We start from the raw sequence: 23745 nt of genomic DNA on the forward strand, positions 1-23745 counted from the left end.
TACCGTGATTCAGCTAACAACGAATCGCACCATCTCTATCCATCACACAGCCACACTGACAAACGTGTGTCCTCGTAGATAGAGTTTTCTTAACAACTTCACCACAGCTAGAGCATTCAAGGCTAGTATATTGTGGATTTACTGCCACCGTGACTCTCTTAAATACTTTGCCAAAATATTCAAGCCAGACACGAAACTGATACCAAGATGCGTCGTTTATTGACTTAGCTAAACAATGATTTTTCACCAAATTCTTAATCCTCAAATCTTCATAAGCTATCAAGTCGTTAGACTGAACTACGCACCGTGCTAACTTCACAGCATGGTCTTTACGTTGCCTACTTATTTTGAGATGGCGTTTTCCTAAAATTTGTCTAGCTTTGCCCCGATTTTTTGAACCTTTTACCTTTCTGGAAACACGACGTTGCGAACGTTTAAGAACCTTTTCTCCAATACGGAGAAATTTGGGATTCTCAATCATTACGCCCTCAGAATCAGTGTAGTATTCTTTCAAACCTACATCCAACCCAATTGTATTTCCTGATAGTGCTATATCTTCTTGACGGTTGACATTAATACAAAATTGAACATAAATACCGTCCGCACGTTTTACCAATCTTACCCGTTTAATTTGGTTAATTTGGTAAAAATGCAGATCACGAGTTCCTTTAAGTTTTAATCGCCCAATCCCTTTTTTATCGGTGAAAGTGATAAACTTGCGGTCCGAAGCCAGTTTCCAACCACTTGTTTTGTATTCGACTCCAACGACAGTCTTTCTGGAACTGAGGAAAACCCTTTAAACCAGGAATGCTTTTCTTGCAATTATTATAAAACCGAGTGATAGCAGCCCATGCTCGTTCAGCAGAAGATTGTCTAGCCATTGAATTGAGTTCATCAGCAAAAGGGAAATTAGCCGCCAGTACAGCACAATATTTCTGCAAGTCGTTTTTACCTATACCTTGAACATCCATCCATAGCCGAATACAGCTATTACGAATGAACTGTGCAGTCCGAATTGCATCATCTATTGCTGTTAACTGAACTGATTTTCCGTAAGCTTTAAACTCAAAAACTAGCATCCTTTCACCTCCCATCCTATACTACTATAGTTGGTTGAAGATGGCTAAATGTATTGCGCCTTGCAAAATCTTGACGGTGGTTAAAACCACCTGAGTCGCTTTTCATCCCTTGTCTAAAAGCACATAAGGCATTGCTACGCAATGCTTACTCAGGGGCTTTCAAACTTCCCAGTCTTTCTTGTAATTGCTCTCCCTGGCGGTAAATTTCCTGAGCGTAGTCTGTCCAAGTCCCTTGTCCCCAATAACGAAAACAGCTAGTTTGTAATAAGAGATTATGTAATAGCAGTTGGCGGTATTGACTATCTTGAGTCAGATTTACACTGGATTGATCAGATAATAAATCGTCAAATTTCTCATGAAATAAATTGCTAAATTTGTACATGGGAGATAAAACATTTTCGTATCCTTGCACCCAACTAATATGATTTGTCCATGATGCCCCATCAATCTGAAAGTTGGGGTGATTTTTTTTCAGTTCTTGAATCGCATTTTCTACAGCATCCGGTTGATAATTACCTTCAGGAATTTGCGCCCAGATTTGATGTTGTCCACTTGCTTGACAGGGAGGAAAGTCTGCGGGCTGACAACCTGCGGCTGCTAATAATTCTAAATATTCTGTACCGCAAACACCAACAACACCAGTTTTACCTCCTCCATTTTGCACCATATCCCCCCAAGCTTGTTGAAAACCGCCGGGAAATTCGTTCATCATCACACCACCATTTTCACCATCACCTATTTGACTAACTATGGGAGGTACGACAACATCACCTAATTTTTGTTTAGATAAAGTTTTGGCTTCATAGTATGGCTGCATTTGGGCGACTAATTTAGTGTCTGAACCTTGGGTTTTAATCAATGCAGTAATACTAATTTCTTCTCCTTGGGAATTGCGAGCTATTAACCGATGTGGTAAATGTTTATAATTTAAAGGCTGACCATTAATTGTTTCTACGGTATGTTCTTGCACTAATAACCAACGATAACCACATTCTTTTAAGGCTTTGATAAATGCAAACAAGGTATCTGGATGGTTTGGTAAGTGCATTTCTGGAGGGGAAAATCCTTTGATTCTTGCTAATGCTTCCCAACCAAAAATTGCCGCAAAATAATGTTGCCAAGCGATAATGTGGAGTTTAATATCTGCTATGGGGGTGGAAGGGATGACAGCATGACTCCACATAGTCCCCAACCATTCTACATAGGGCTGGTAGGTAGGATTGCAGGTGATGCGTTTAAGATTATCTAGAATATCACTTCTGCCCATTTGTACCAGTCCCCATAAAAGATTACCAGAATAATCCAACATCACACGGGGATTACAGCCTTGTGCAACTAATTCAGGAATAAAATCTCCCATGCGACTATAACAATTAGCAAAAGGGGCAGCATTGTGGTTATCTCCTTCTTGTTGATGGGCAAACATATATTGTAAATTGCTGATCAATAAACCATTATTTCCCGCTGGGATAGTGGGTTGGTGCATATGTAGAGCGATCGCAAATACTGCATTAATATCTGCTAATTTCAGATTAGTCGTTGGTAAAAAAATAGGCTCATCGTGTTTAACTACAGTCAACACTTCTTTTTCCCAACCGCAGATATTTGGCAGATTATCAATAATTTCGGGTAACGTAGGGAGATTATCTGGTAATTTCAACATTTATAGCCCCTCAAAAATAATGTATAACTAAATGTTTAGAGTTGATGAGAATCTGTATTATTACAAATTGCCTCATACAATTCTGTATTTTCTTTATGTAGTTCCTTTATTATTTCTTGCAGCCGTAAACATTCATCGGAAGAAAAAGACTTGACTGTTGCAATATCTTTATGTTTTGTTATTCCACGCTTCATAGGGTACAAATTATGAGCCGGATCAAACCAGACAATATTGAACGTATTATTCCAAATGAAACCATGAATTCGCCCATAATTTTTGCCCAATCTTACTTCAAAAGCCCTTGAGGCTATTTCGCTAGCCTGATCTAGCGATGATTCTTCGTCTTTTGTTTGAACAAAAAGCTTATTCTTAATCTTGGCAATTATCTCATGAGGAAATGAATCCCTAATTGAAGTTTGGGAGTTAAAGATCGACTTAGGTAATAAACTAGGATGTGTTTGCTCAGTTATTTCCCTTTCTGTGCTGGATTCTATCCTTGATATGCAATCAAAGAATTTCTGATAATATTTGATTTCCATTCCATGAAAAAAGAACTCTTCTGAGTCCCAATCAAGGTAATTAAAGGAAACACGAAGACGCTCTTCTGCTACAGACTTTGCATCTTGATCCGCAATAGTATTAAACTTCTTTTTAGCCATTGGCTTTTAACTTAGAAGCGAAGTAATCACGCAAAGATTCTTTCGTAATTAAAGCATTGCTACCTTCTGATTCGTCCAAATCACCCCTTGCATCTAACCAAGGTCTTTCTCTATGGGTCATTGTGCTAAGTGCTGCTCCATCGTAGCGTCCATAAGCACTGACGATATCTTGTAAATATTCATAATCAATTTCATCTGGCTCAGATACATCCTCATCAATTGGATGCCACTTATATTGCTTGTACTTATAGTACAAGCAATATATCACTGGACCATGCTGCCATGCCTGAAAATTTTCAGGAAATAACTCTTTTTTTTCAGCTAAAGCATACCCTTGTGCATAATAACACAATTTTTGCAGCTTCATTGGTGAAGGGCTTTCATCAAATAGGTCTCTGTGAATGGCGATGATTGCTTTTTGAACTTGATCTAATTCTTGTGAAATCATAATTTATTGATTTACCTCAAACACATACCATTGTACTATACAAGTAGTCAGGCAAAATTATTTTCACATCTTACTTCCCATAAATCAGGTTATAACCAGCATTTTTGGAGACTGATAGCGATATTTAAGCCATAAGCTAGGTAACCCCAACAATAGAAACCCTTGCAAAGCGTTCCATCAATAGTTACACTTTTTAGAATATTCTCATTTTTGTTTAGTAATTACCCAAACACTCAAACAGCTAGTTCTTGACAAAAGAACTCAAACTATGGTAGTGCGTCGGTATTGCCAAACTCAAAATCAGCAATAAAAAAACTCAGAGATTGTTCTCATTGGCGGTTTCCGTCATCTGTGAACCTCAGTAAGAAAATTGCCTTGTAAACATAACTATCCTGGAGGCTTGTAGTCAATGGGACTACCTTGGTATCGGGTACATACAGTCGTTCTGAATGATCCAGGTCGGCTGATTTCTGTACACTTAATGCACACAGCTTTAGTAGCTGGCTGGGCAGGTTCAATGGCATTGTACGAACTAGCCGTTTATAACCCTAGTGATCCAGTTCTTAACCCCATGTGGCGACAAGGGATGTTCGTACTTCCCTTCATGGCACGTTTAGGTGTAACCGAATCTTGGGGCGGTTGGAGCGTAACTGGTGGCACAGCAGTAGACCCCGGTTTCTGGTCATTTGAAGGCGTTGCTGCGGCTCACATCGTTCTTTCTGGTTTATTATTCTTGGCTGCCGTTTGGCACTGGGTTTTCTGGGATTTGGAACTCTTTCGAGATCCTCGCACTGGTGAACCCGCGCTAGATTTGCCAAAAATGTTTGGTATTCACCTGTTCTTATCCGGTTTACTTTGTTTTGGTTTTGGTGCATTCCACCAAACTGGATTATTTGGTCCGGGAATGTGGGTATCTGATGCCTATGGCATCACTGGCAGTATTCAGCCAGTAGCACCAGAATGGGGTCCGGCTGGATTTAACCCCTATAACCCCGGTGGCATTGTCGCTCACCACATTGCGGCTGGTGTAGTTGGTATTATCGCGGGTTTATTCCACCTGACAGTTAGACCTCCAGAAAGGCTCTACAAAGCCCTACGGATGGGGAATATTGAAACCGTACTTTCCAGCAGTATCGCTGCTGTCTTCTTCGCTGCTTTCGTAGTAGCCGGAACTATGTGGTACGGTAACGCTGCTACCCCAATTGAACTGTTTGGACCTACCCGCTATCAGTGGGATCAAGACTACTTCCGTCAAGAAATTCAGCGTCGTGTGCAAACCAGTGTTGCTGAAGGTGATTCTTTGACCGCAGCCTGGGCAAAGATTCCTGAAAAACTGGCTTTCTACGATTATGTTGGTAATAGCCCCGCTAAAGGTGGTCTATTCCGTACAGGTCCAATGGTGAAGGGTGATGGTATTGCTGAATCTTGGCAAGGTCACGCTGTATTCACAGATGCCGAAGGACGGGAATTAACAGTTCGTCGTTTGCCTAACTTCTTTGAAACCTTCCCAGTCATTTTGACCGATAAAGATGGTGTTGTCCGGGCTGACATCCCCTTCCGTCGGGCAGAATCTAGATATAGCTTTGAACAAACTGGCGTAACTGTCAGTTTCTACGGTGGTAATCTGAATGGTAAAACCTTTACAGATCCCGCTGATGTCAAGAAGTATGCCCGTAAAGCTCAAGGTGGAGAGATCTTTGAATTTGACAAAGAAACCTTGAACTCTGACGGTGTATTCCGCACATCTCCCAGAGGTTGGTTTACCTTTGGTCATGCTGTATTCGCTCTATTATTCTTCTTTGGTCACTTGTGGCATGGTTCACGGACAATTTACCGTGATGTATTTGCCGGTGTGGAAATTGAAGAAGAACAAGTTGAATGGGGTCTTTTCCAGAAGCTGGGTGACAAGACAACTCGCCGGAGAACGGAAGCTTAAAACTTGGATCAGGTGTGAAGTAGATTTTTCTACTTCATGCTTTTTCCCCGGTTTGGTAAACTAAAATTACTGGCTCAACAGGCAGGATCTGAAGAATATGGAAAGTGTTGCTTACATCTTGATTTTAGCCCTAGCAATAGGTGTACTCTTTTTTTCAATCGCCTTCCGCGAACCCCCCCGTTTTGAGAAGAAAGATAAGTAGTTAGTTATTCCCCATTTGTCAGGGAATATATGCTAATAATATCCGTTGTTACTGATAATAGTAGCAACGGATATTCTGTTTTAGGTCTTAAACCCACATTCCGCACTTCAAAAAGTAGTATACAAAAACTACATTTACGATTTGAACCCAATCGAAGAAACTGAAGGTATACTTCAACTTTTAAGTTTGAGGTTAAATTAGGATACTGATAACGTGGTTTCACTTCTCTACCGAATGCAAAATGAGGCTAAAGGTGAGATTGAATATACCAAAGCTACTGCGATCGCTCGCGTCAAAGATTTAGCACAACGAACTGCACTCCTGGAGGCGACGATAGCAGACAGTCTATCACTAACTCAGATTAACGAAAGAATTAAGGCAAGTCGTCAGGTAAACCCAGAACCACCTTCACTCAAAAACCGTTATAAGGAAGCATCGAGTCAATTACAAAAAGCGAAGGTTTGGGAAAATCCTAAAAAGCAAAAAGCTTTGGAAAAACTGCTGGTTCAAATAGAGGCTCTGTTGGTAGAGGAATAGACAGGAGAAGTAAGAAAACGCAGAAATACCATTTGTGAATAAAACCAAAATACACGGCTTCTGCTCATTGTGGGTAGGAGCTACTTAATTTGGGCTAAACTGAGGCGATTCAGTTGGAAGGTAACGCTTATCTGGGAGTGAGTCTTTTGCAGCACAGGGTGATTTTAGTGATATAATTTTTCTTTAAGACTATTAAACATATCCTAAAATAGTAAGTATCTATGCCGAAATCCAAGCGGACTTTTCTGGGAATAATTTTTGATATCTTTAATGAAAATCTTGCCAGCAACCTCGAACATGAAAAAAAAGAGCCGATTCGATCAGACTATAGTTACGATGTGAATGACCAGCTTCAATACGGCAGAGATTATGAAAACTGGTTAATCAGAAGGAGAACTATAACAGATGATGTTGTTGCTATAGGAACAATTACATTGCCTATTCTTATGGTCTGGATAACAATAGGTTATTGGCTATATCCTTTACCCATTTTTTTAATAACTATAGCAGCATTTATAAACTATAAAGTGATGGAATTTATTACTGCTGGATTGACAGGTTATACTCGTTATATTATCCATTTAGGTGTAGCTGCAATCCTCACATTCATCGCCGCCAGATTTATTATTAGGCTAGAATTGAAACTAGCTAGTTTTTTTATTTACTATTGGGTTCGTCATTTTTATAGACTTATATCCTTGGCAGTTATTATTTTTCGCATACCTTATTATTTTCAGATTGAAGGACAATCTCCTAAAATGGTTTCCGTTTGGGTGATTATTTTAGCTGTACTTATAGCTCATTTCATATTAATATCAAGAAAAAACAAATATTATTCTTAAGGAAGGACACCTTCACTAATTAAATGATGTCTCTAAATTATTGTCAATTTCATTAAATGAATGATGCCTAGATGCGCCAAACTAATTAAAACTCAAAGGAGTGTAAAATGCAGGTAAATGTACAATTGGGACAGCTTAATCAAATAATTGCTACTGGGTTAATTATTACCAATATTATATTCTTGTTTTCATCATCAGCACAAGCACAAGCTAAAAAACCATCCGTTGAATGTAATGCAGCTTTACAAAGGGCAAAAAAACAAATTCAGAAAAATAGAAAGGTCAAAGTTGTTTATACAGGTCAAGAAGATATTTCTCAGCATTACAAAAGTTATCCTACCAATCGTCCGTTTTCCTATGAGTTTGGTTTGAAAGGACCGGCTACAGATTCTATCTTAAATTCTGATAAATTTTTAACTATAATTGCCACAGATATTATCAATAATTGTCCATCAATTAGCAGGGTCGAATTTGGAGAGTCTAATACTGATCATGTTGCAACATACGGATTATTAAGCAATAACAAAGTTGGATGGTTTAAATGTATCGGTGAGGATGATCCAGGAACAACAATAAAACCAATGTGGGGACAAGTAGTTTGCATTTAGATAACAGATAATACCTAACAAAACTTATTGGAGAAAAAATGAAAAACTTGTTTATTAACTTCACAATAACAACTGCATTAATTACATTAATATCACCCTTAGCATTTGCATCACCAAAACCAGAATCTAAACTTCCTTCAGGTGCTTATTATAGCCAAGGAACTATGTTTAATAATTCTTGGAGAGAGATTTTAAATCGTAATGGAAAAATTTGCATCAAAATAGTTGACGGACCACCTAATAACTACCGTGGACGAGAAGAAATTATGATTAGTAGTGTATCAAATCGTCGCGGCAAATTTTATATTGATAGTAATAATCAACAAATAGAGATAGACACAGTAAGTAGAAAAACACCGATGTATGAATTTTTAAGTCAAAGTCAATTTGACAGTATTCTAGCTGCATTTGGTGACAGTGATGCTGTTTGGGTATTGTTTGCAGGAAATAAATCTGATTCTCGTACTACTCCAGAACACAATAAGAGAATGCAGGAATGTGTAAATACTAAAGGTAAGTATGTCAGCAAAATCAAAGGTAGAATGCTTCAAGGCAGATTTTAAATAGTGATATTTGTGATAGGAGAAATCAGAAAATGAGTAAATTACATCCTGATAATATTCATAATTCTATTTTCGTCATCAGATTTTTTCAGAAAAAAATGACTAAAAAGTTTATTACTTACTTTTTGGCTGTTTTTTTGGTTATGAGTAGTATAACTTTGCCTGGAATAATACTTAATCATGGTCGTGTTTTAGCAGCTAATTCATCAAATCAAACTGAGTCCAATTTATCAAAACCTAATTATTATAAAGTTGGAGTTTGTTTTTTAGGAATTTGTATTGACACCCCTAAAATTCCAGGACCTTTGAAAGATCCTCTTCAAGAAGGTGTTAACTCTCTGATTAAGGATCAATTGCGTTCATTTTTAAGTAATGAAATTCCCATTACTGGAACTGAACATAAATTATATCCTACTACCTCACAACTTCTAAATGGTCAATTTACACCGCAAACTTTATACTTAAATGCTTTAAATTCTTCCCAAGTGATTCCACCGGGAGATTATGAAATTCCTGTACATTATTATTGTACTAAGGTCTATACTCTCAATGGTGCAGGAAATCGCTATCGTTTAGCTCGTCTTAATGGGAGAATGTCTAATGTTTTAAGCACTTTATATCAACGTGCTAGTTTAAATAAAGTTCCTATTCAAGATGTACAAGTTTTATCTTGGAGTATTCAATCAGGGGTATCCTATGACAATTTATCTAGTTCATCAAAACAATTAGTCAATCAATTAATTCCTGATTATAGACAACAATTAGAGGGTAGTTTTACAGATAAAGCTATCAAATATTGGAATAGTCTTTCACGAGCAACTTCTTTACCTTCCTTGGATGCAACTCTCAATCAGTTAGGAGATGTAGGTACATTTACTAGGTCTTTATTCCGAGCAAGAGAAGAAATTATCAATACTAATTTTAGTTATCGTCCTTTAGCAAATTCTTTTGTAATTCCCCAGGATGTCAATCTTCCGGGTGGTATGGAAACGACTCCTTGGAGTCAGATTAATGAACAGATTTATCTACGATTTATTGCTCCTAAAGGCGCATTAAATGATGGTGTTGCTCAAGTGAGAATTATTGGTGATGAATATACTGAAATTGATGGGAGTTATCTAGTTGCTCAAGCAACTACCCCGCTTCCGAAGCGTGTGCCAAATCCACGCGGCATTATTTTCCAAACTTTACTTGAACTCATAGTGCGATCTGTCGGTATACCTGAGTCCAGTAGTCATCAAGCAGTTACAGCCACAGTTAAATCTAAATCGGATGAACTACCTGTTTTTATCATTTATTCAGATCGAATGCCAACAATTGCAGAACACGTATTATCAGCTTTTCGGCGCGGACACCCTAATACACTCACTTACATAGGAGGAGCATTATCAGGAGGAAATCGTAAAGCAGCTTGCCTTCGCGCAATACCTCGACGTAAAGGAGAACAATGCGATGAGTATCCATTTGCTTCAACACTAGAGGGTGGATCTAATGCTTCAATTTGGCTCGTTCCAGAGAAGGAAAACCAGCGGCAAGGAGGAGATCTATCGGCATTTATTCTCCTTAATAATCTTAAAGCTGGTGATAGATTCCGCGTTGAGGTCAGGTAAAAGTAAATTGGTAAATTAGTAAATCTGGTTGTTATGCAAAACTTGAAAATGTTAATTAAAATCAAGAGTTCTCGCTTTTTCTTAGCTGTTGCCACCCTAACAGCATTTAATTTCATTGCCTTCATACCACCTTTTCAACAACCACCAGCCCACTCACAAAGTGGAGGAACTATAAGAACAGAAAGAAAATTTTTAATTTCTGTCAATCAGTTGCAAGCTAACGCTTATCTGGGAGTGAGCAAATAATATGATTCCCAAAACAATATGCTACAAGCAGTCATTCCCAACTCAAACGAAAACTTCCTCCAAAACGCTGTTGTTGAAAGATACAACTTCTCCAAACTAAACAAAACACGCATCCGGTTCAAGATTCAATTAAAGAAAACAACTAAAAGCAATGCTCCGAAATGGGCAGATGTTCTCAAAACTTCTCAAAATATTCCTAAGTGATCTAAGTTTTTACTCTCAAATTCTTCTTTTTGGTTATATTTTTTGGTATTTTTATTTAATTCAGATTCATTCTCTTATTTTTGCTCCTGAATTTATTGTCAACACCTTATTAATTTGAATTCGTTGGCAATCATTATATTACTGCCTATATTTATTACCAACTAAACTATATGTTTATGCTTAAACTACTTCTGCCACTTATTACACTCGTACCTGTACTACACAATGAAGTGCGGAATGTGGGAATTAAAACTCAGATATCACCTATTCCCTATTCCCTGTTCCCTGTTCCCTATTCACTGCCATATATGATATAATTTTATGTCTGGAAGTTGATATGTGTTAAGACTAGCTATTCTAAGCTAGGATAAGACAGCAATGTAAGTGGAAATTGTCATCCCCCTACTTACATAATAAACTGAATTTATGACAAAACCTTTACGGAGACTAGACCCAGGAATACATTAGCATGGTCAATCAGAACTTAACCGCTACAGAAATTGGATTTACCCACGAAGATTTCGCTGCTCTACTAGATAAATACGACTATCACTTCAGCCCTGGAGATGTCGTACCGGGTACAGTTTTCAGTATAGAGCCGCGCGGCGCTCTGATTGACATAGGTGCGAAAACCGCAGCATATATACCCATACAAGAAATGTCTATTAACCGGGTCGATGCCCCGGAAGAAGTCTTACAATCAAACGAAACACGGGAATTTTTCATTCTTACCGATGAAAATGAAGATGGTCAGCTCACCCTTTCAATTCGTCGGATTGAGTATATGCGGGCTTGGGAGCGAGTACGACAGCTACAAGCAGAAGATGCTACTGTCCGCTCTGGTGTTTTCGCAACCAACCGTGGTGGTGCATTAGTGCGAATTGAAGGACTGCGCGGCTTTATCCCCGGTTCTCATATTAGCACTCGCAAACCCAAGGAAGATTTGGTAGGCGAAGAACTGCCCTTGAAATTCCTAGAAGTAGATGAAGAGCGTAACCGCTTAGTTCTCTCCCATCGTCGGGCGCTGGTTGAGCGGAAGATGAACCGTTTGGAAGTTGGCGAAGTGGTTATTGGTACTGTTCGCGGTATCAAACCTTACGGTGCTTTCATTGATATTGGTGGCGTGAGCGGACTGCTACACATTTCTGAGATTTCCCACGAGCATATTGACACTCCTCATAGTGTATTCAATGTCAATGATGAAGTGAAAGTAATGATCATTGACTTGGATGCAGAAAGGGGACGGATTTCACTGTCTACCAAACAGTTAGAACCTGAACCCGGTGACATGATCAAGAACCGTGATTTGGTTTACGATAAGGCCGAAGAAATGGCAGCTAAGTATCGGGAACAATTGCTTGCTAAACAGCAAGGTATTACTATACCTGCGGAAGTAGCACCTGTGGAAGGCGCTGAAGAAATTGCACCTCAAGAAGGCGTAGCTGAAGAAGTTGCATCTGTGGAAGCTGTAGCTGAGGAAGAAATTCCCGCAGCAACAGAAATTGAAGAAGAGATCCCAGCCGCTATTGAATCATAGATTGATAGTTGTAATTACCTACAACTGAGATCATGAAAGTATTGAATTAAGAGGGTTTTTCCCTCTTTTTTTGTGGCAATTGGCTATTCAATTGACTTATTCCCCGTTCTTTAACAACTGAAAAATATGGTAACTATTAAATGTAAAAACATTGCGTTTTCTCATATTGAAGCAATTTTATTTGATAAAAACGGGACTTTAGAAGATTCCGAGTCATATTTAATAACGTTGGCACAAAAAGCAACGCGGATAATAGACGCGCAAATTCCCGGTATTGGTGAACCTTTATTAATAGCTTTTGGTATTAATGGCGATTTTTTAGATCCAGCGGGTTTAATATCAGTAGCGAGTCGCAAAGAAACGGAAGTTGCAGCAGCAGCCTATATTGCGGAAACTGGAAGAGGATGGTTTGAATCTTTGAAAATTGCCCGTCAAGCTTTAGAAGAGGCTGATCAATATGTTAGCAAAACTCCCTCACCTTTATTTGTGGGTAGTTTGGAGGTATTACAGTCTTTGTCAGTAGCGGGATTAAAATTGGGGATTCTGTCAGCCGCAACTACTGAAGATGTAGAGAAATTTGTGATTAATCACCAATTAAGCGATTATTTGCAACTGGAAAAGGGAGTTGATGAGGGTCCAAGTAAACCAGATCCAGCCCTGTTTTTAGAAGCTTGTCAAGCTTTAGGAGTAGCACCAGGGGCAACTTTAATGGTAGGTGATTCTGTGGGTGATATGCAAATGGCACGTGATGCTAAAGCTGCTGGCTGTATTGGTATTACTTGGATTGGGAGGGCAGATAATGTTAAAGGTGCAGATGTGGTAATTAATCAACTTGATGAAATTCAGGTGATTGATGATTGAATGATTTCCTAGTTCTATTTATTGACACACCAATTTAGAAAATTTTTGGCAATTAATTAAGTTAAAATTTAAGCGGACTAACTACAAACTACTCACTATCTCTTAATTATGAATCAATCCAATAATAGTGGCATACTTGAACAGTTTGTAAACATGGTGATGGGGGTAAAAACTGGCAATCAACAACAGTCTCTAAATACATCAGCAGCGGACACACAAGAACTAGATATCAAGGCAGTTTTAGTTTATAAATTAGGAACTATTCTGCAAATAGGAGTGATGATTCTTGTGTTACTGGGAATGGAAAAATTAGTAATTTTAATTGACAATAATTCTGCTTTTCCCAGTTGGTTTAGCACTTTAGTCACGGCGTTATTTTTTGGTTTATTAAGTATCCGTTCTCGCATTTTTTCACTGTTAGATAATACCCGTTCTCGGACAACTTATGATCAGGTAATTAGACCAAGATGGTCTCCTCCACCTTTAGCATTTCCCATAGTTTGGATGTTCATTGCTGTATTGCGAGTAATTTCTTCGGTATTAGTTTGGCAGGAAATGAATCACCAATTTTTGGTATTACCTTTAATTCTGTTTGTGGTACATCTGGCTTTAGGAGATACTTGGAATACGATTTTTACCGTAGAACGGAGATTAGGTGCGGCTGTTCCTGTGGTGATTTTAGGACCTTGGTTATCGGCTATAGTCGTAACAGCAATTTATTGGCAAACTGTTCCTTTAGCGGGAATGATTTTATCTTTTTCTTGTGTATGGTTAACTGTTGCTTCTGTATTGGTGTTCAGCATTTGGCAGTTAAATGGATCTGAGCCTTTGTATCCTTTGAAATTGGCTGTTGTGGAGAAATAAATAGTCATAATTCACATTGAGGGGAAAGAAAAGACCGCATTTAATATCTATGAAAAATGGTAGGGAAAAATTAATTCTCTACCACTGAATTCAGGAATTTAAACGCCTAACATAGTGCTGTAATATTAAACTATAATTCTTCAATTGTTACTAAACCACCTTCTGTAAATTGGATAGATAGTTTATAACCGTCAAGTAAAGCAGTTCCTAATAAGGGACGCTTTCCTGTAGCTAAAACATTAACTACTCTTTCTTCTCCATTCCAGATAATGGTAGCTTGATGTACTGGTAAAAGCACACGGCTATTATCTGCTAAAGTTGCATACATATCATAAACACAAGGAAAACCCAAGAGATTAACTGCTGCGGTCGGTAAGGAAAGAAACTCTGTAAACCCTGTATCAATCACAAATTCAATTGTAAAATCTGGTTGATTTTCTAATCGAAATATGACATTAACAGTTGCACGTCCATTTTTGATAATGCCAGTTATCATGGATAATCACGCTCCATTTCTCCACTAAATGATGCAGCCACTTTGTAACCAATGCGAATACCAAAAAGTCGAGCAAATCTGTTTTTATTCCGTAAATAATGTGCTGATTCTATGCCTGTTTTATCAATAGCATATTCACCTGTTTCTATATCAATAATTATCATTTTACCGATGTTTTCCTCGGTTTCAACTTGTTGACGAATGCCATTTTCATATAATTCTTTGGCACGTTTTGCGACTTCTTCGCTGCTGAGGAGAATGGCTTGCATTTTGTTTCATCCTTTTTCGTGATTAGTTTATTATAATTGATTAGCAGTACAGTTTATCCTTCCTCAAGCCACTGTTTATAACCACACACAAGTAATCTTTCCTTTAAATTAGCGATCGCTTCGGATGTGGGTACATCAATTGATTGCACTCGATATACATCATTGAGGACAACACTATAATCTTTACCGCTATAGTAAGCTACAACTTCAGCTAAATTCCTATCTGACATTTCCTCACTGAGTAATGCTAAAAGCGGTAAATAAGATTGTGATTCTATTCCCTTGGGGAAAGCATTTTGAATTAATTTATATGTACTTTGTAGATGTGGTGAAATAGTGATTTGCATGATTAATTACCAGTTAAAGGAAAAGGTGGATGAATATATATATGAAAATCCACACCTTGAGCAGAAGCGGCTCTCACTCTATAATTAACTATTAACTATTAATTGATCTTAATTCTTGGCTCTAGAGATTTTGCCTCAAAACCTTCTTCAAATTGACCGATGATAGATGTTCCAAAGAAATACTCATTATTATACCATCTTCTATGTTTCCCTAAAGCATCTAATGCAAAGCGATAACATAGCTGTCTATCAATAGAATCCATACCAGCCTCTATCATATCAACAGTAGGCATCCAATCGTATATATATCTACATTCATCTAAGATAATCATATCCATAAACATCTGCGTATCTTTAGCAAGATAAGTCCACCGCTTCGTCTTTTCGATATTAACGTGGTAAGGAACAGCTATTTGACGAAATAGTAACTCTTTTATTTGATGAAAGAGAACTACGTCACAAAATTGATACATTTCCTGATGCCATCGTCGTTTATCTAAATTTATAAATTTTTTACTATAAAATTCGCTTTGATAAAAGCCTTCATCAAGCAAAAAATGCAGCCGTTCAAAATTATTAATAATTTCAGATTCATTATCAATCAAACTTAATTGTCTTAAAAATAACTTGCCAAATTTTTCGTATTCAGGATCTTGATATATTAATTGCGGATAATTTAAGTCTTGAGAGTTCCTATGACTATGAAGTGAAGCAACTGTCCACAGGATAGGCATTTGACCAGGTTCATCAATAATATCGCCACCTTCTCCTTCTTCCGAAACATGGTAAAGCTCATTAATCCTTTTTTCGAGTTCTGATTTATTCTTCAAATTAAAAAACTGCTCAAACAAACCATGTTTTTGAGTAAAATTATTATAGGGAACCACTACAGATGCAATATCTATTATCAGCCTTGTTATATATTGACCATAATAAAAATCTATATTATTTTGTATTTCTGTAAGCCAATTATTAAAGCTAAAACTTCCACTGATAGCGCCTTCAACCCAGTTTTCATTATCTTCATTAGATTCTTCTTGCTCTAAAAAATCTTTAGGGTATAAATATGAAGCAACTAATTTAGTAATTAAATCAAAGCCTTTTGGATCTTGTTGTTGATTAGGAAGTGAAACATTTGTAATCAATACACCTGGAGAATTAATTGCATGATGGGCTAAAATTGAAGTAATTGTTGCCAAAGTTTTTTGCTTTTCGTTTCTGCTTGGTAATGGACCACAAAAATCTAAGTAAATGATATCGAATTTTTGTGGAGACGCAGCAAAAAACTGTCCTATGTTTCCTTTTATCAACTTTAAAAAGGGAAATTTGGAATTTAGGGTAGACCAAACAGCATCTTCATAAGTAGACGAGTCTGTTTCAAATGCCCATACATTTTCAGGTAAAACACCAACATTCATAAGTTCTTGAAGGTCGTTGTCTGGATTTGGTCCTGCCAAGTATGCAACTTTTAGGTTTTCAGCTTTTCTCTTCTGTGTTATCGAATCATAGAAGTGTTCCCATCGAGCTATTGTTTCCTCAGACAGAAAACTGATCATCTCCTGATCAAAGGGAGTGCCATTAATACGGATAAATTGATGTACACGGCGAACATAATCTCTAGATGCCACTGTACTTTTATCTCTATCCTCTGTTAAGCATCTAACAGCTTCTTTTAAAACACATGATCTAGCTATTATTTTTTCTTTTTCTTGATAACTGCCCATAATAAAACTTTCTTAAACTCCAAATTCACCAATTTAATATTAACCCAGTGTCAATATTCCTGCTGAAAAATTAACAGCTAATGGCAATATTTTCAACCACTGCAAACCAAGCAAAGGTTCAGAAATACCTTCCGCAGCTAAAATAGGAATAATATACTCCTGTCCATTTTAATTGGTAACTTACCAACACCATCAGAACTGACAATTATAGCGGGTCTTACTTTTTTAATTTCTGCTCCCACAGTTGGATCAAAATTAGTTAGCCAGATATCACCCCGTTTAGGAATAGAAGAATTAGTAATCAATTAAGTCTCCCATTTGTAATTCTTGCCATTTTGTGTCTTGCTGGTAATGCTCTAACATTAAATCAGATTGTGACGCTAAAATCTTTTTTCGTTCTTCTAGAGGTAACTTTATAAGTTCACGACGGCTGAGAAACTGTTGTTTTAATTCATCAATATTTTCAGGAAAAGTGAGTTCACCATTTTTTTCTTCTCTTAAATATTGCTGCAATAACAATTGAATTTGTAACTTTTCTTCAATTGAAAACCCTTTTATTGCTTCTACCACATCAGTAAAAATCATAATAGTTATTCTTCACTTTCAATTAATCTTTTACCATTACTAAGACGCTGCAAAAACTCAGGAAAATTCATCAAATCATCAACAGATTCTGATGGTGGCATTTCTACCCAATTTGCCTCAGTATTTAACTTATCTACATAAATGTAGAATGCTTCTTGGTCATCTCGATGAGATAAAACATAAGCACGTAATTCTTTTGTACTCATACCTTGGAAGTTAGGCTGACTCATACCACATACCTCCATTTACCATTAGGATATATTTCTATCATATTCTCTTCACCCGCGAGAATAAATACATTACCTGTACGTTTATCAACTTGAACCAAGTTTATAGGTAAATATAGTTTAGTTAACCAACAACACAGAATAAACAACTGCGTTTTTTGCTCAGATGTAGGAATGACCCGTACTCCTCAATAAAACTCATTATAACGAATATATCACTCCTTCTCCTCTGGAGTGCCTCTGCTCTTTAGCATCTACCCTTCTGGATATCTAAGAGAGATTGTGCGAAATAAAAAATATACTAACTTACACTAATTCAGCAGCTAAAAGCCTACCCTCAACTGGTTCATACTCATCTTCTAGTAACCATAACTTAGCTGCTTCATAATTATTACTAGAAAATACAACCTTCTCACCTTGTTTTGGATCATAAATTTGACAATTTCCTTCACTGTCGCAAAGTAATAACAGAATATATGGAGGTGATAACATTGGATCTATCCATACTTCTGTAAATTCCCAGTTATTCTTCACTAGGTCTGGTGCGGGGTATGACGTGGTATTGGTTGTCTGCATTGATTTTTATCTCCCCATAGTAAAGTGGAATACTACTACCATCTGGACTAATTCTATAACCTATTGGTTCAGTAAAAAACATTCCATAGCGTTCATAATCTCTAACAGTGCCGATAAACTTACCTTTTTCTATTATGCACTGAGCAACTTGATTCATGGTATTTTCATCGTTAAATACATGAGCGGCTTGTCCTTTTTTTAGAAGTCTTTGCATTTGCGGTGTTCCTGGTAAATGCTTGGCAATATGTCTAACGTCAAGGGTAATGTGACGATTAATTAATTCTGATGTCATTTAATTTTACCTAATTTACTTTATATAACAAACTTAATGAGGTCTATATCTAACCGAAAATGGTCTATATGGGAGAATACCGTCCTCAAAGGTTGTGATATTACTACTTGCTAAAAAGTATTTTGTATGCTGCATCTTCATCTGTAAAAAAAATCTCCCACACAGCAGGAGAGATGAAAATGAAGTGATTATGAGATTAGTTAGTAGTTAAGCTGTTACCATCTTCTCTATTGTTCTAATTGCCTCTTTTTCATTATTATTTCGATTGGCAAACCTCTTTAAATTTATCTTTTATACCATTACGGAGTGCTACTGCTCCTAGTTCTAACGCACCTCCTACAAAACCGCTTTTATTTGCAGTATCAAGTCTATCTGCAACTACCGAGGCTACAGAATCAATATCATTCCAATCAGTTAATGAATTCTCGATCCTGTCAAATTTCTGACTATCTGAACCTGATCCAACTACTCGAACTTTTCTGTCTTTACACGCAATTTCAACTTCACTAACATCTTTTCCCGAAGAACCAAACATTTTTGCCCATCTAACTTCGCCTCTATAGTCTGCTTGATAGAAACTGCAAGACTGAAGTAAAATCATGACCAACCATATCAAAGCATGAGTCGGTAAATTAATATATTTCATTTTGATAATCCAACAATGACCTGTACTCCTCAATAACACTCATTATAACGAATATATCACCCCTTCTCTTCTTTGCGCCTTTGCTCCTTAGCGCCTTTGCGCGAAACAAAAAAAACGGCAGAGAACCGAAATCCTCCACCGTTCAATTAACAATTACAAAAACCTAACTAAGACTCAACACCTTGGGGTAACAACTCCCGTGTTAGTTGAGAACTAACTTGAACAATGCCATTTTCATCAACGTCAACAAGAGCAGTATCGCCATCTTTGATGCGTCCAGACAGAATTTCTTCCGCCAAACTATCTTCCAATAAGCGCATAATTGCCCGACGTAATGGCCTTGCACCGTAACTAGGACTATAACCCTCAGTTATCAAGCGATCCTTGAAGCGGTCAGTGACTTCTAAGACAATGCCTTTTTCCGTCAACCTACCAAACACTTCCTTGAGCATGATTTCGGCAATTTGGGTAACTTCCAACTTATTCAACTGACGGAAGACGATAATTTCATCTAACCGGTTCAGGAACTCAGGACGGAAGTATTGCTTCAGTTCCTCATTCACCAAAGAGCGAATTCTGTTGTATTGTGTCTCAGTCGCATCTTCAGAGAACTCGAAGCCGATACCGCTACCACCTTTTTCAATCACCTTAGAACCAATGTTGGAAGTCAAAATCAGCAAAGTGTTCTTAAAGTCCACCGTGCGACCTTTCGCGTCAGTTAAACGCCCATCTTCCAAAATCTGCAAAAGCATATTGAACACATCGGGGTGTGCTTTTTCGATTTCGTCGAATAGCACCACAGTGTAAGGACGACGACGGACAGCTTCTGTTAACTGACCACCTTCGTTGTAACCGACATAACCAGGAGGTGAACCGATCAATTTACTGACGGTGTGACGCTCCATGTATTCGGACATATCCAAGCGAATCATGGCTTCTTCAGCACCGAAGAAGTAGGAAGCCAAGGATTTCGCTAATTCGGTTTTACCTACCCCAGTCGGACCAGAGAAGACAAAACTAGCAATCGGCCGATTCGGATTCTTCAAGCCAACGCGAGCGCGACGAATAGCCCTGGAAACAGCCTTCACAGCGTCTTCTTGACCGATGAGCCGCTGATGTAAGGTGTCTTCCATGTGCAGCAACTTCTCGGACTCAGACTCGGTGAGTTTGTTCACCGGTACACCTGTCCAGGAAGCGACAATGTGAGCAATGTCTTCTTCTGTAACTACAGGTTCAACACCGTCACCACTAGCGCCATTACTCTTAGTTTGAGCAATAGTGCGGATTTCGGCTTTGATTTCCATTTCCCGATCACGCAGTTCTCCTGCTCGATCAAAGTCCTGGGAACGGACTGCATCATCTTTTTCTTTTAAGATTTGCCGTAGTTCCTTGTCTAACTCCTTCGCGGCTGGGGGCAGTTGGGAGTTAATCAGGCGCACCCGTGAACCCGCTTCATCCATCAAGTCAATGGCTTTATCTGGCAAAAAGCGATCGCTAATATAACGATCAGACAATTTCGCCGCCGCCACCAATGCTTCATCGGATATCTTCAGTTTGTGGTGTGCTTCATAGCGATCGCGCAAACCATATAAAATTTCTATTGTTTCATCAACGGTCGGCTCACCCACCATTACAGGCTGGAAGCGTCTTTCCAACGCTGCATCCCGTTCAATGTGTTTACGGTATTCATCCAAAGTAGTAGCGCCGATACATTGCAACTCACCCCGCGCCAAAGCTGGCTTGAGGATATTCGCCGCATCAATCGCCCCTTCGGCAGCACCCGCACCAATTAAGGTGTGAACTTCGTCAATGACGAGGATGACATTACCCGCAGAGCGGATTTCATCCATAATTTTTTTGAGACGTTCTTCAAATTCACCCCGATATTTAGTTCCTGCTACTAGCAAGCCAATATCAAGAGTGACTACACGCTTATCTTCCAAGATATCGGGGATATCCTTACTGGCGATACGTGAAGCTAAACCTTCAGCGATGGCGGTTTTACCAACACCAGGTTCACCAATCAAAACTGGATTGTTTTTAGTCCGGCGACCCAAAATTTGGATAACTCGCTCGATTTCCTTGGCGCGTCCCACCACAGGATCAAGCTTGTTATCTATGGCCATTTGGGTCAGGTTTGATCCAAACTCATCGAGAGTTGGGGTTTTAGTGCGACCAGAGGGGCCACCCGGCGTAACTTCCGCCGTTTCTCCCAACATCCGAATCACTTGGGTTCTCACCTTGGTCAAATCTACACCGAGGTTTTCTAGCACTCTGGCTGCGACACCTTCCCCTTCGCGGATCAGGCCCAACAACAGATGCTCGGTACCAATGTAGTTATGCCCCAATTGGCGTGCTTCTTCCAAGGATAGTTCTAAAACCCGTTTTGCCCGTGGCGTAAACGGAATTTCCACGGCTACAAAGCCTGAACCCCGTCCTATGATTTTTTCAACTTCAATGCGAGCATCTTTGAGATTAACTCCCATTGATTTCAGCACCTTGGCGGCTACTCCTGTGCCTTCACCAATCAAACCCAAGAGGATCTGCTCAGTTCCGACAAAGTTGTGACCTAAACGGCGGGCCTCTTCTTGGGCCAGCATGATTACCTTAATGGCTTTTTCTGTGAAGCGCTCAAACATGGCATTTTTCCTATCACCTGCGTCGTGCCGGTATGCTGATTTTAGCACAGGCTAAAATTTTGGGTATCTGTATAAACAATTTAGATATCCAATTACCATGACACAGGTTGATAGGTTAATGAGTAGCTATTAATTAATTTCTAGGTAGCTAGTGTACTGAGGAGAGTGATTTTACCAGCATTTTGGTGGCTAAATCCAAACAATAGACTATTGATGTGGGGATTTTGTTTAGGAGTCCCAAACACACATTGTTATCATAAAATGTATGTTGATGTCAATAAATCGGCATGAATGATAAGATTTTTCTATTAAAAAGAATTAAAACAAAAAATATTATGATATAAAACCAGGATAAAAATTTTATTTTATCTTCACAACTGTGGTTTAGAGTAAGTTAGATTTTGGAAATTTTGTCTTGAATTGTACAGAAGTTGGATATAAACCTCTGTACAGACTCCTTTAAACTTTAATTAAAGCTTTGATGTTAGTATCGCGAGCGATCGCACTGGCAGAATTAAAGGATGAAACCGGGGATTTTATCGCCTATTAAATTAAGTAGCCATCATGAACATTACCCATTACCAGGTTGTTCACTGGATATGAGGTTTTGCGTTAAGTTGACTGTAATAAATCATCCCCGGGAATGATGGTAGTATAAAAAGTGTAACTATTGTTCTGAAGATAGCGGCGGTCTTGCTTAACGATAGCCATGAACTCACGGTGTCCATCTGTGAGACGACCAACTAAACAACCTGCACTAGCCCCTTTGATGTCGTTGCTGGGGAAATCATAGCCCCAATGTTGATTAACGGCAAAATAATCACCTGTATCCAATTCATCACCAGTTCGTTTGAAATCTTTGTTAAAATCTCGACAAACAGTGATGTTTCCGCATTGAACTAATGCTTCATGGGGATTGGAAGTACCGTGTTTTCCCACTCTCCAAGCCTTGTATTGTCCAAACTGGATTCTTGCTGCTCCTTTGGGATTCATGGGATTGTGAGTATATTTACTACCTGGTTCAGTAGTTGCTTGCCAATGATCAACGATTTTGGGGACACCATCTACGATTTCGATCACAATGCGGCGGTCATTAAAGGCGTTGGCAGCATCACTATTGAGTGTCCAGTCTCCATTTATACCTTCGACATAAACAATGTTGTATTCTTTGGGATTGGTGAATACTTCATAATTTTTAGCCAACATATATTTAATGATCTTGCTGGCAATATCAGTTCCTAGATTTAAAGGAGGTTTTGGCAGGTCTTCTGTTTTAGTTTCAATCAATTTTTTGGCTGTGACTGCACCTAGAAAATCAGTTTCTCCTGTTTCTGTTAAGGTTTGGAACTTTTTCAGTGCGGCTGTGGAAACTGGTCCAAATAGTCCGTCGGCGGGTGGTTCTAGGAGTCTTAAATCAATTAATCTTACTTGAACTTGCCGAGACAATTCCCGATCTTCAGCGATCGCTTCGTAACCCCATTTTTCCTCTGTATTCAAGAAGTTTTGCAGTTTCATATTATACGCTTAATAATTCAAGTGTTTTGTTTGCACCACGTTAAATAAGCTATCTTAAATTTCAAATCTATAAATAACCTTTATTATTTTTTAACAAGGAATATTAACAAGGAAAATAGGCGATTGCTCTGATTATCTCATTCTCAGTAAGCTCAAACGAAGTTAGCCAGGGGTAGTTCATTGTTCCATAAGTACCTGGACAGAATTAATTACATATTATTTATTTACCAATCCTTTGTCCATTACGGATTTCAGTCCAAATATTTGTGTAATTAATTTTGTCTCATTACTTACTTCCATTCTAAAATGGGGGGTAGAAACAGTTTGATAATTTCTACCCATAACTAGCCTTATGTTACTGTTTGTCCAAGTCTTCAATTAATTGATCAACAAATTCCCTTAACCGTTGTTGCTGTGTTAGGGACGGTTTTAATTTTTACCCTCTGTCCTTTCCGACCTTTAAAACAAATTGGTTGAGCGTCTAACTCAGCTTTGAGGATTTTCTTAGCACCAATTTTATTATTTTTCTCAAATGGCATTGACTTTAACCTTGTAAGTTGGTATACTAAC

28 protein-coding genes and 1 pseudogene are annotated in these 23745 nt (G+C 38.3%); 11 read left to right on the plus strand and 18 right to left on the minus strand.

What is annotated here, in order from left to right; translation table 11 throughout:
* Positions 1-31: 31 nt before the first annotated feature.
* The 4 genes and pseudogenes from FJR09_RS22140 to FJR09_RS22155 form a co-directional block, all read right to left on the minus strand.
* Positions 32-1079, minus strand: a pseudogene (locus FJR09_RS22140) (RNA-guided endonuclease InsQ/TnpB family protein); the annotation flags it as partial.
* A gap of 145 nt (positions 1080-1224) precedes the next feature.
* The gene (locus FJR09_RS22145) at positions 1225-2742 is read right to left on the minus strand and encodes a glycosyl hydrolase family 57 (protein ID WP_168650459.1); all 1518 of its coding nucleotides are present in this window, start codon (positions 2740-2742) and stop codon (positions 1225-1227) included.
* A gap of 35 nt (positions 2743-2777) precedes the next feature.
* Positions 2778-3401, minus strand: coding sequence for a hypothetical protein (locus tag FJR09_RS22150; RefSeq protein ID WP_168650455.1), 624 nt, complete (start codon positions 3399-3401; stop codon positions 2778-2780).
* Positions 3394-3849: a Panacea domain-containing protein gene (locus FJR09_RS22155; RefSeq protein ID WP_168653761.1), complete on the minus strand. Its 456-nt coding sequence runs from the start codon at positions 3847-3849 to the stop codon at positions 3394-3396. The genes FJR09_RS22150 and FJR09_RS22155 overlap by 8 nt, the downstream gene beginning before the upstream one ends.
* Before the next feature lie 409 nt (positions 3850-4258).
* Between FJR09_RS22155 and psbB the strand changes: the two genes are divergently transcribed.
* From psbB to FJR09_RS22210, 11 genes are all read left to right on the plus strand, one after another.
* Entirely contained in the window at positions 4259-5785 is a 1527-nt protein-coding gene (psbB, locus tag FJR09_RS22160; protein WP_015083196.1) for a photosystem II chlorophyll-binding protein CP47, read from the plus strand.
* Between the two features lie 97 nt (positions 5786-5882).
* A complete protein-coding gene (locus tag FJR09_RS22165; RefSeq protein ID WP_015083195.1) occupies positions 5883-5987 on the plus strand; it encodes a photosystem II reaction center protein T in 105 nt (34 codons plus the stop codon).
* Positions 5988-6200: 213 nt separating this feature from the next.
* Positions 6201-6524 (plus strand): hypothetical protein, encoded by a 324-nt coding sequence (locus FJR09_RS22170; protein WP_254433187.1) that lies wholly within the window; start codon positions 6201-6203, stop codon positions 6522-6524.
* 221 nt (positions 6525-6745) lie between these two features.
* The gene (locus tag FJR09_RS22175) at positions 6746-7366 is read left to right on the plus strand and encodes a hypothetical protein (RefSeq protein WP_168653762.1); all 621 of its coding nucleotides are present in this window, start codon (positions 6746-6748) and stop codon (positions 7364-7366) included.
* Positions 7367-7473: 107 nt separating this feature from the next.
* Positions 7474-7974 carry a hypothetical protein gene (locus tag FJR09_RS22180; protein ID WP_168653763.1) on the plus strand — a complete coding sequence of 167 codons (501 nt, stop codon included), beginning with the start codon at positions 7474-7476 and terminating at the stop codon, positions 7972-7974.
* A 38-nt stretch (positions 7975-8012) separates the two neighbouring features.
* Positions 8013-8537, plus strand: a complete 525-nt coding sequence (locus FJR09_RS22185; protein WP_168653764.1) for a hypothetical protein — start codon at positions 8013-8015, stop codon at positions 8535-8537.
* Between the two features lie 32 nt (positions 8538-8569).
* Positions 8570-10147: a NucA/NucB deoxyribonuclease domain-containing protein gene (locus FJR09_RS22190; RefSeq protein ID WP_168653765.1), complete on the plus strand. Its 1578-nt coding sequence runs from the start codon at positions 8570-8572 to the stop codon at positions 10145-10147.
* Between the two features lie 33 nt (positions 10148-10180).
* Entirely contained in the window at positions 10181-10393 is a 213-nt protein-coding gene (locus FJR09_RS22195) for a hypothetical protein (protein WP_168653766.1), read from the plus strand.
* Between the two features lie 673 nt (positions 10394-11066).
* Positions 11067-12134, plus strand: a complete 1068-nt coding sequence (locus FJR09_RS22200; protein ID WP_015083194.1) for a 30S ribosomal protein S1 — start codon at positions 11067-11069, stop codon at positions 12132-12134.
* A 126-nt stretch (positions 12135-12260) separates the two neighbouring features.
* Complete coding sequence (locus FJR09_RS22205) at positions 12261-12995, plus strand: HAD family hydrolase (protein WP_015083193.1); 735 nt, start codon at positions 12261-12263, stop codon at positions 12993-12995.
* A gap of 108 nt (positions 12996-13103) precedes the next feature.
* Entirely contained in the window at positions 13104-13859 is a 756-nt protein-coding gene (locus tag FJR09_RS22210) for a TspO/MBR family protein (protein WP_015083192.1), read from the plus strand.
* Positions 13860-13989: 130 nt separating this feature from the next.
* On the opposite strand, the gene FJR09_RS22215 is transcribed toward FJR09_RS22210, so the two are convergent.
* The 14 genes from FJR09_RS22215 to FJR09_RS22275 form a co-directional block, all read right to left on the minus strand.
* Entirely contained in the window at positions 13990-14355 is a 366-nt protein-coding gene (locus FJR09_RS22215; protein ID WP_015083191.1) for a clan AA aspartic protease, read from the minus strand.
* Positions 14352-14624, minus strand: a complete 273-nt coding sequence (locus FJR09_RS22220) for a hypothetical protein (protein WP_168653767.1) — start codon at positions 14622-14624, stop codon at positions 14352-14354. Before FJR09_RS22220 ends, FJR09_RS22215 begins: the two co-directional genes overlap by 4 nt.
* Before the next feature lie 53 nt (positions 14625-14677).
* Positions 14678-14971: a DUF3349 domain-containing protein gene (locus tag FJR09_RS22225; protein ID WP_168653768.1), complete on the minus strand. Its 294-nt coding sequence runs from the start codon at positions 14969-14971 to the stop codon at positions 14678-14680.
* A gap of 98 nt (positions 14972-15069) precedes the next feature.
* Entirely contained in the window at positions 15070-16695 is a 1626-nt protein-coding gene (locus FJR09_RS22230) for a class I SAM-dependent methyltransferase (RefSeq protein ID WP_168653769.1), read from the minus strand.
* A 137-nt stretch (positions 16696-16832) separates the two neighbouring features.
* On the minus strand, positions 16833-17000 hold the full coding sequence (locus FJR09_RS22235) for a type II toxin-antitoxin system PemK/MazF family toxin (protein ID WP_174783376.1): 168 nt from the start codon (positions 16998-17000) through the stop codon (positions 16833-16835).
* Complete coding sequence (locus FJR09_RS22240; protein ID WP_254433188.1) at positions 16990-17280, minus strand: hypothetical protein; 291 nt, start codon at positions 17278-17280, stop codon at positions 16990-16992. The genes FJR09_RS22235 and FJR09_RS22240 overlap by 11 nt, the downstream gene beginning before the upstream one ends.
* Before the next feature lie 5 nt (positions 17281-17285).
* Complete coding sequence (locus FJR09_RS22245) at positions 17286-17510, minus strand: hypothetical protein (RefSeq protein ID WP_168653770.1); 225 nt, start codon at positions 17508-17510, stop codon at positions 17286-17288.
* Positions 17507-17656 (minus strand): hypothetical protein, encoded by a 150-nt coding sequence (locus FJR09_RS26285; protein WP_371416440.1) that lies wholly within the window; start codon positions 17654-17656, stop codon positions 17507-17509. The genes FJR09_RS22245 and FJR09_RS26285 overlap by 4 nt, the downstream gene beginning before the upstream one ends.
* A 157-nt stretch (positions 17657-17813) precedes the next feature.
* Positions 17814-18083, minus strand: a complete 270-nt coding sequence (locus tag FJR09_RS22250; RefSeq protein ID WP_168653771.1) for a hypothetical protein — start codon at positions 18081-18083, stop codon at positions 17814-17816.
* Positions 18031-18375, minus strand: coding sequence for a hypothetical protein (locus FJR09_RS22255; RefSeq protein WP_168653772.1), 345 nt, complete (start codon positions 18373-18375; stop codon positions 18031-18033). Before FJR09_RS22255 ends, FJR09_RS22250 begins: the two co-directional genes overlap by 53 nt.
* A 256-nt stretch (positions 18376-18631) precedes the next feature.
* Positions 18632-19021 (minus strand): hypothetical protein, encoded by a 390-nt coding sequence (locus tag FJR09_RS22260; protein ID WP_168653773.1) that lies wholly within the window; start codon positions 19019-19021, stop codon positions 18632-18634.
* A gap of 167 nt (positions 19022-19188) precedes the next feature.
* Positions 19189-21660: an ATP-dependent Clp protease ATP-binding subunit gene (locus FJR09_RS22265; protein ID WP_168653774.1), complete on the minus strand. Its 2472-nt coding sequence runs from the start codon at positions 21658-21660 to the stop codon at positions 19189-19191.
* A gap of 612 nt (positions 21661-22272) precedes the next feature.
* Positions 22273-23175 carry a peptidoglycan-binding protein gene (locus FJR09_RS22270; protein ID WP_168653775.1) on the minus strand — a complete coding sequence of 301 codons (903 nt, stop codon included), beginning with the start codon at positions 23173-23175 and terminating at the stop codon, positions 22273-22275.
* Positions 23176-23561: 386 nt separating this feature from the next.
* Positions 23562-23714 carry a hypothetical protein gene (locus FJR09_RS22275; RefSeq protein ID WP_233466900.1) on the minus strand — a complete coding sequence of 51 codons (153 nt, stop codon included), beginning with the start codon at positions 23712-23714 and terminating at the stop codon, positions 23562-23564.
* Positions 23715-23745 lie beyond the last annotated feature (31 nt).

It is taken from the genome of Dolichospermum sp. UHCC 0406 (assembly GCF_009712025.1).
GTDB lineage: Bacteria > Cyanobacteriota > Cyanobacteriia > Cyanobacteriales > Nostocaceae > Dolichospermum > Dolichospermum lemmermannii.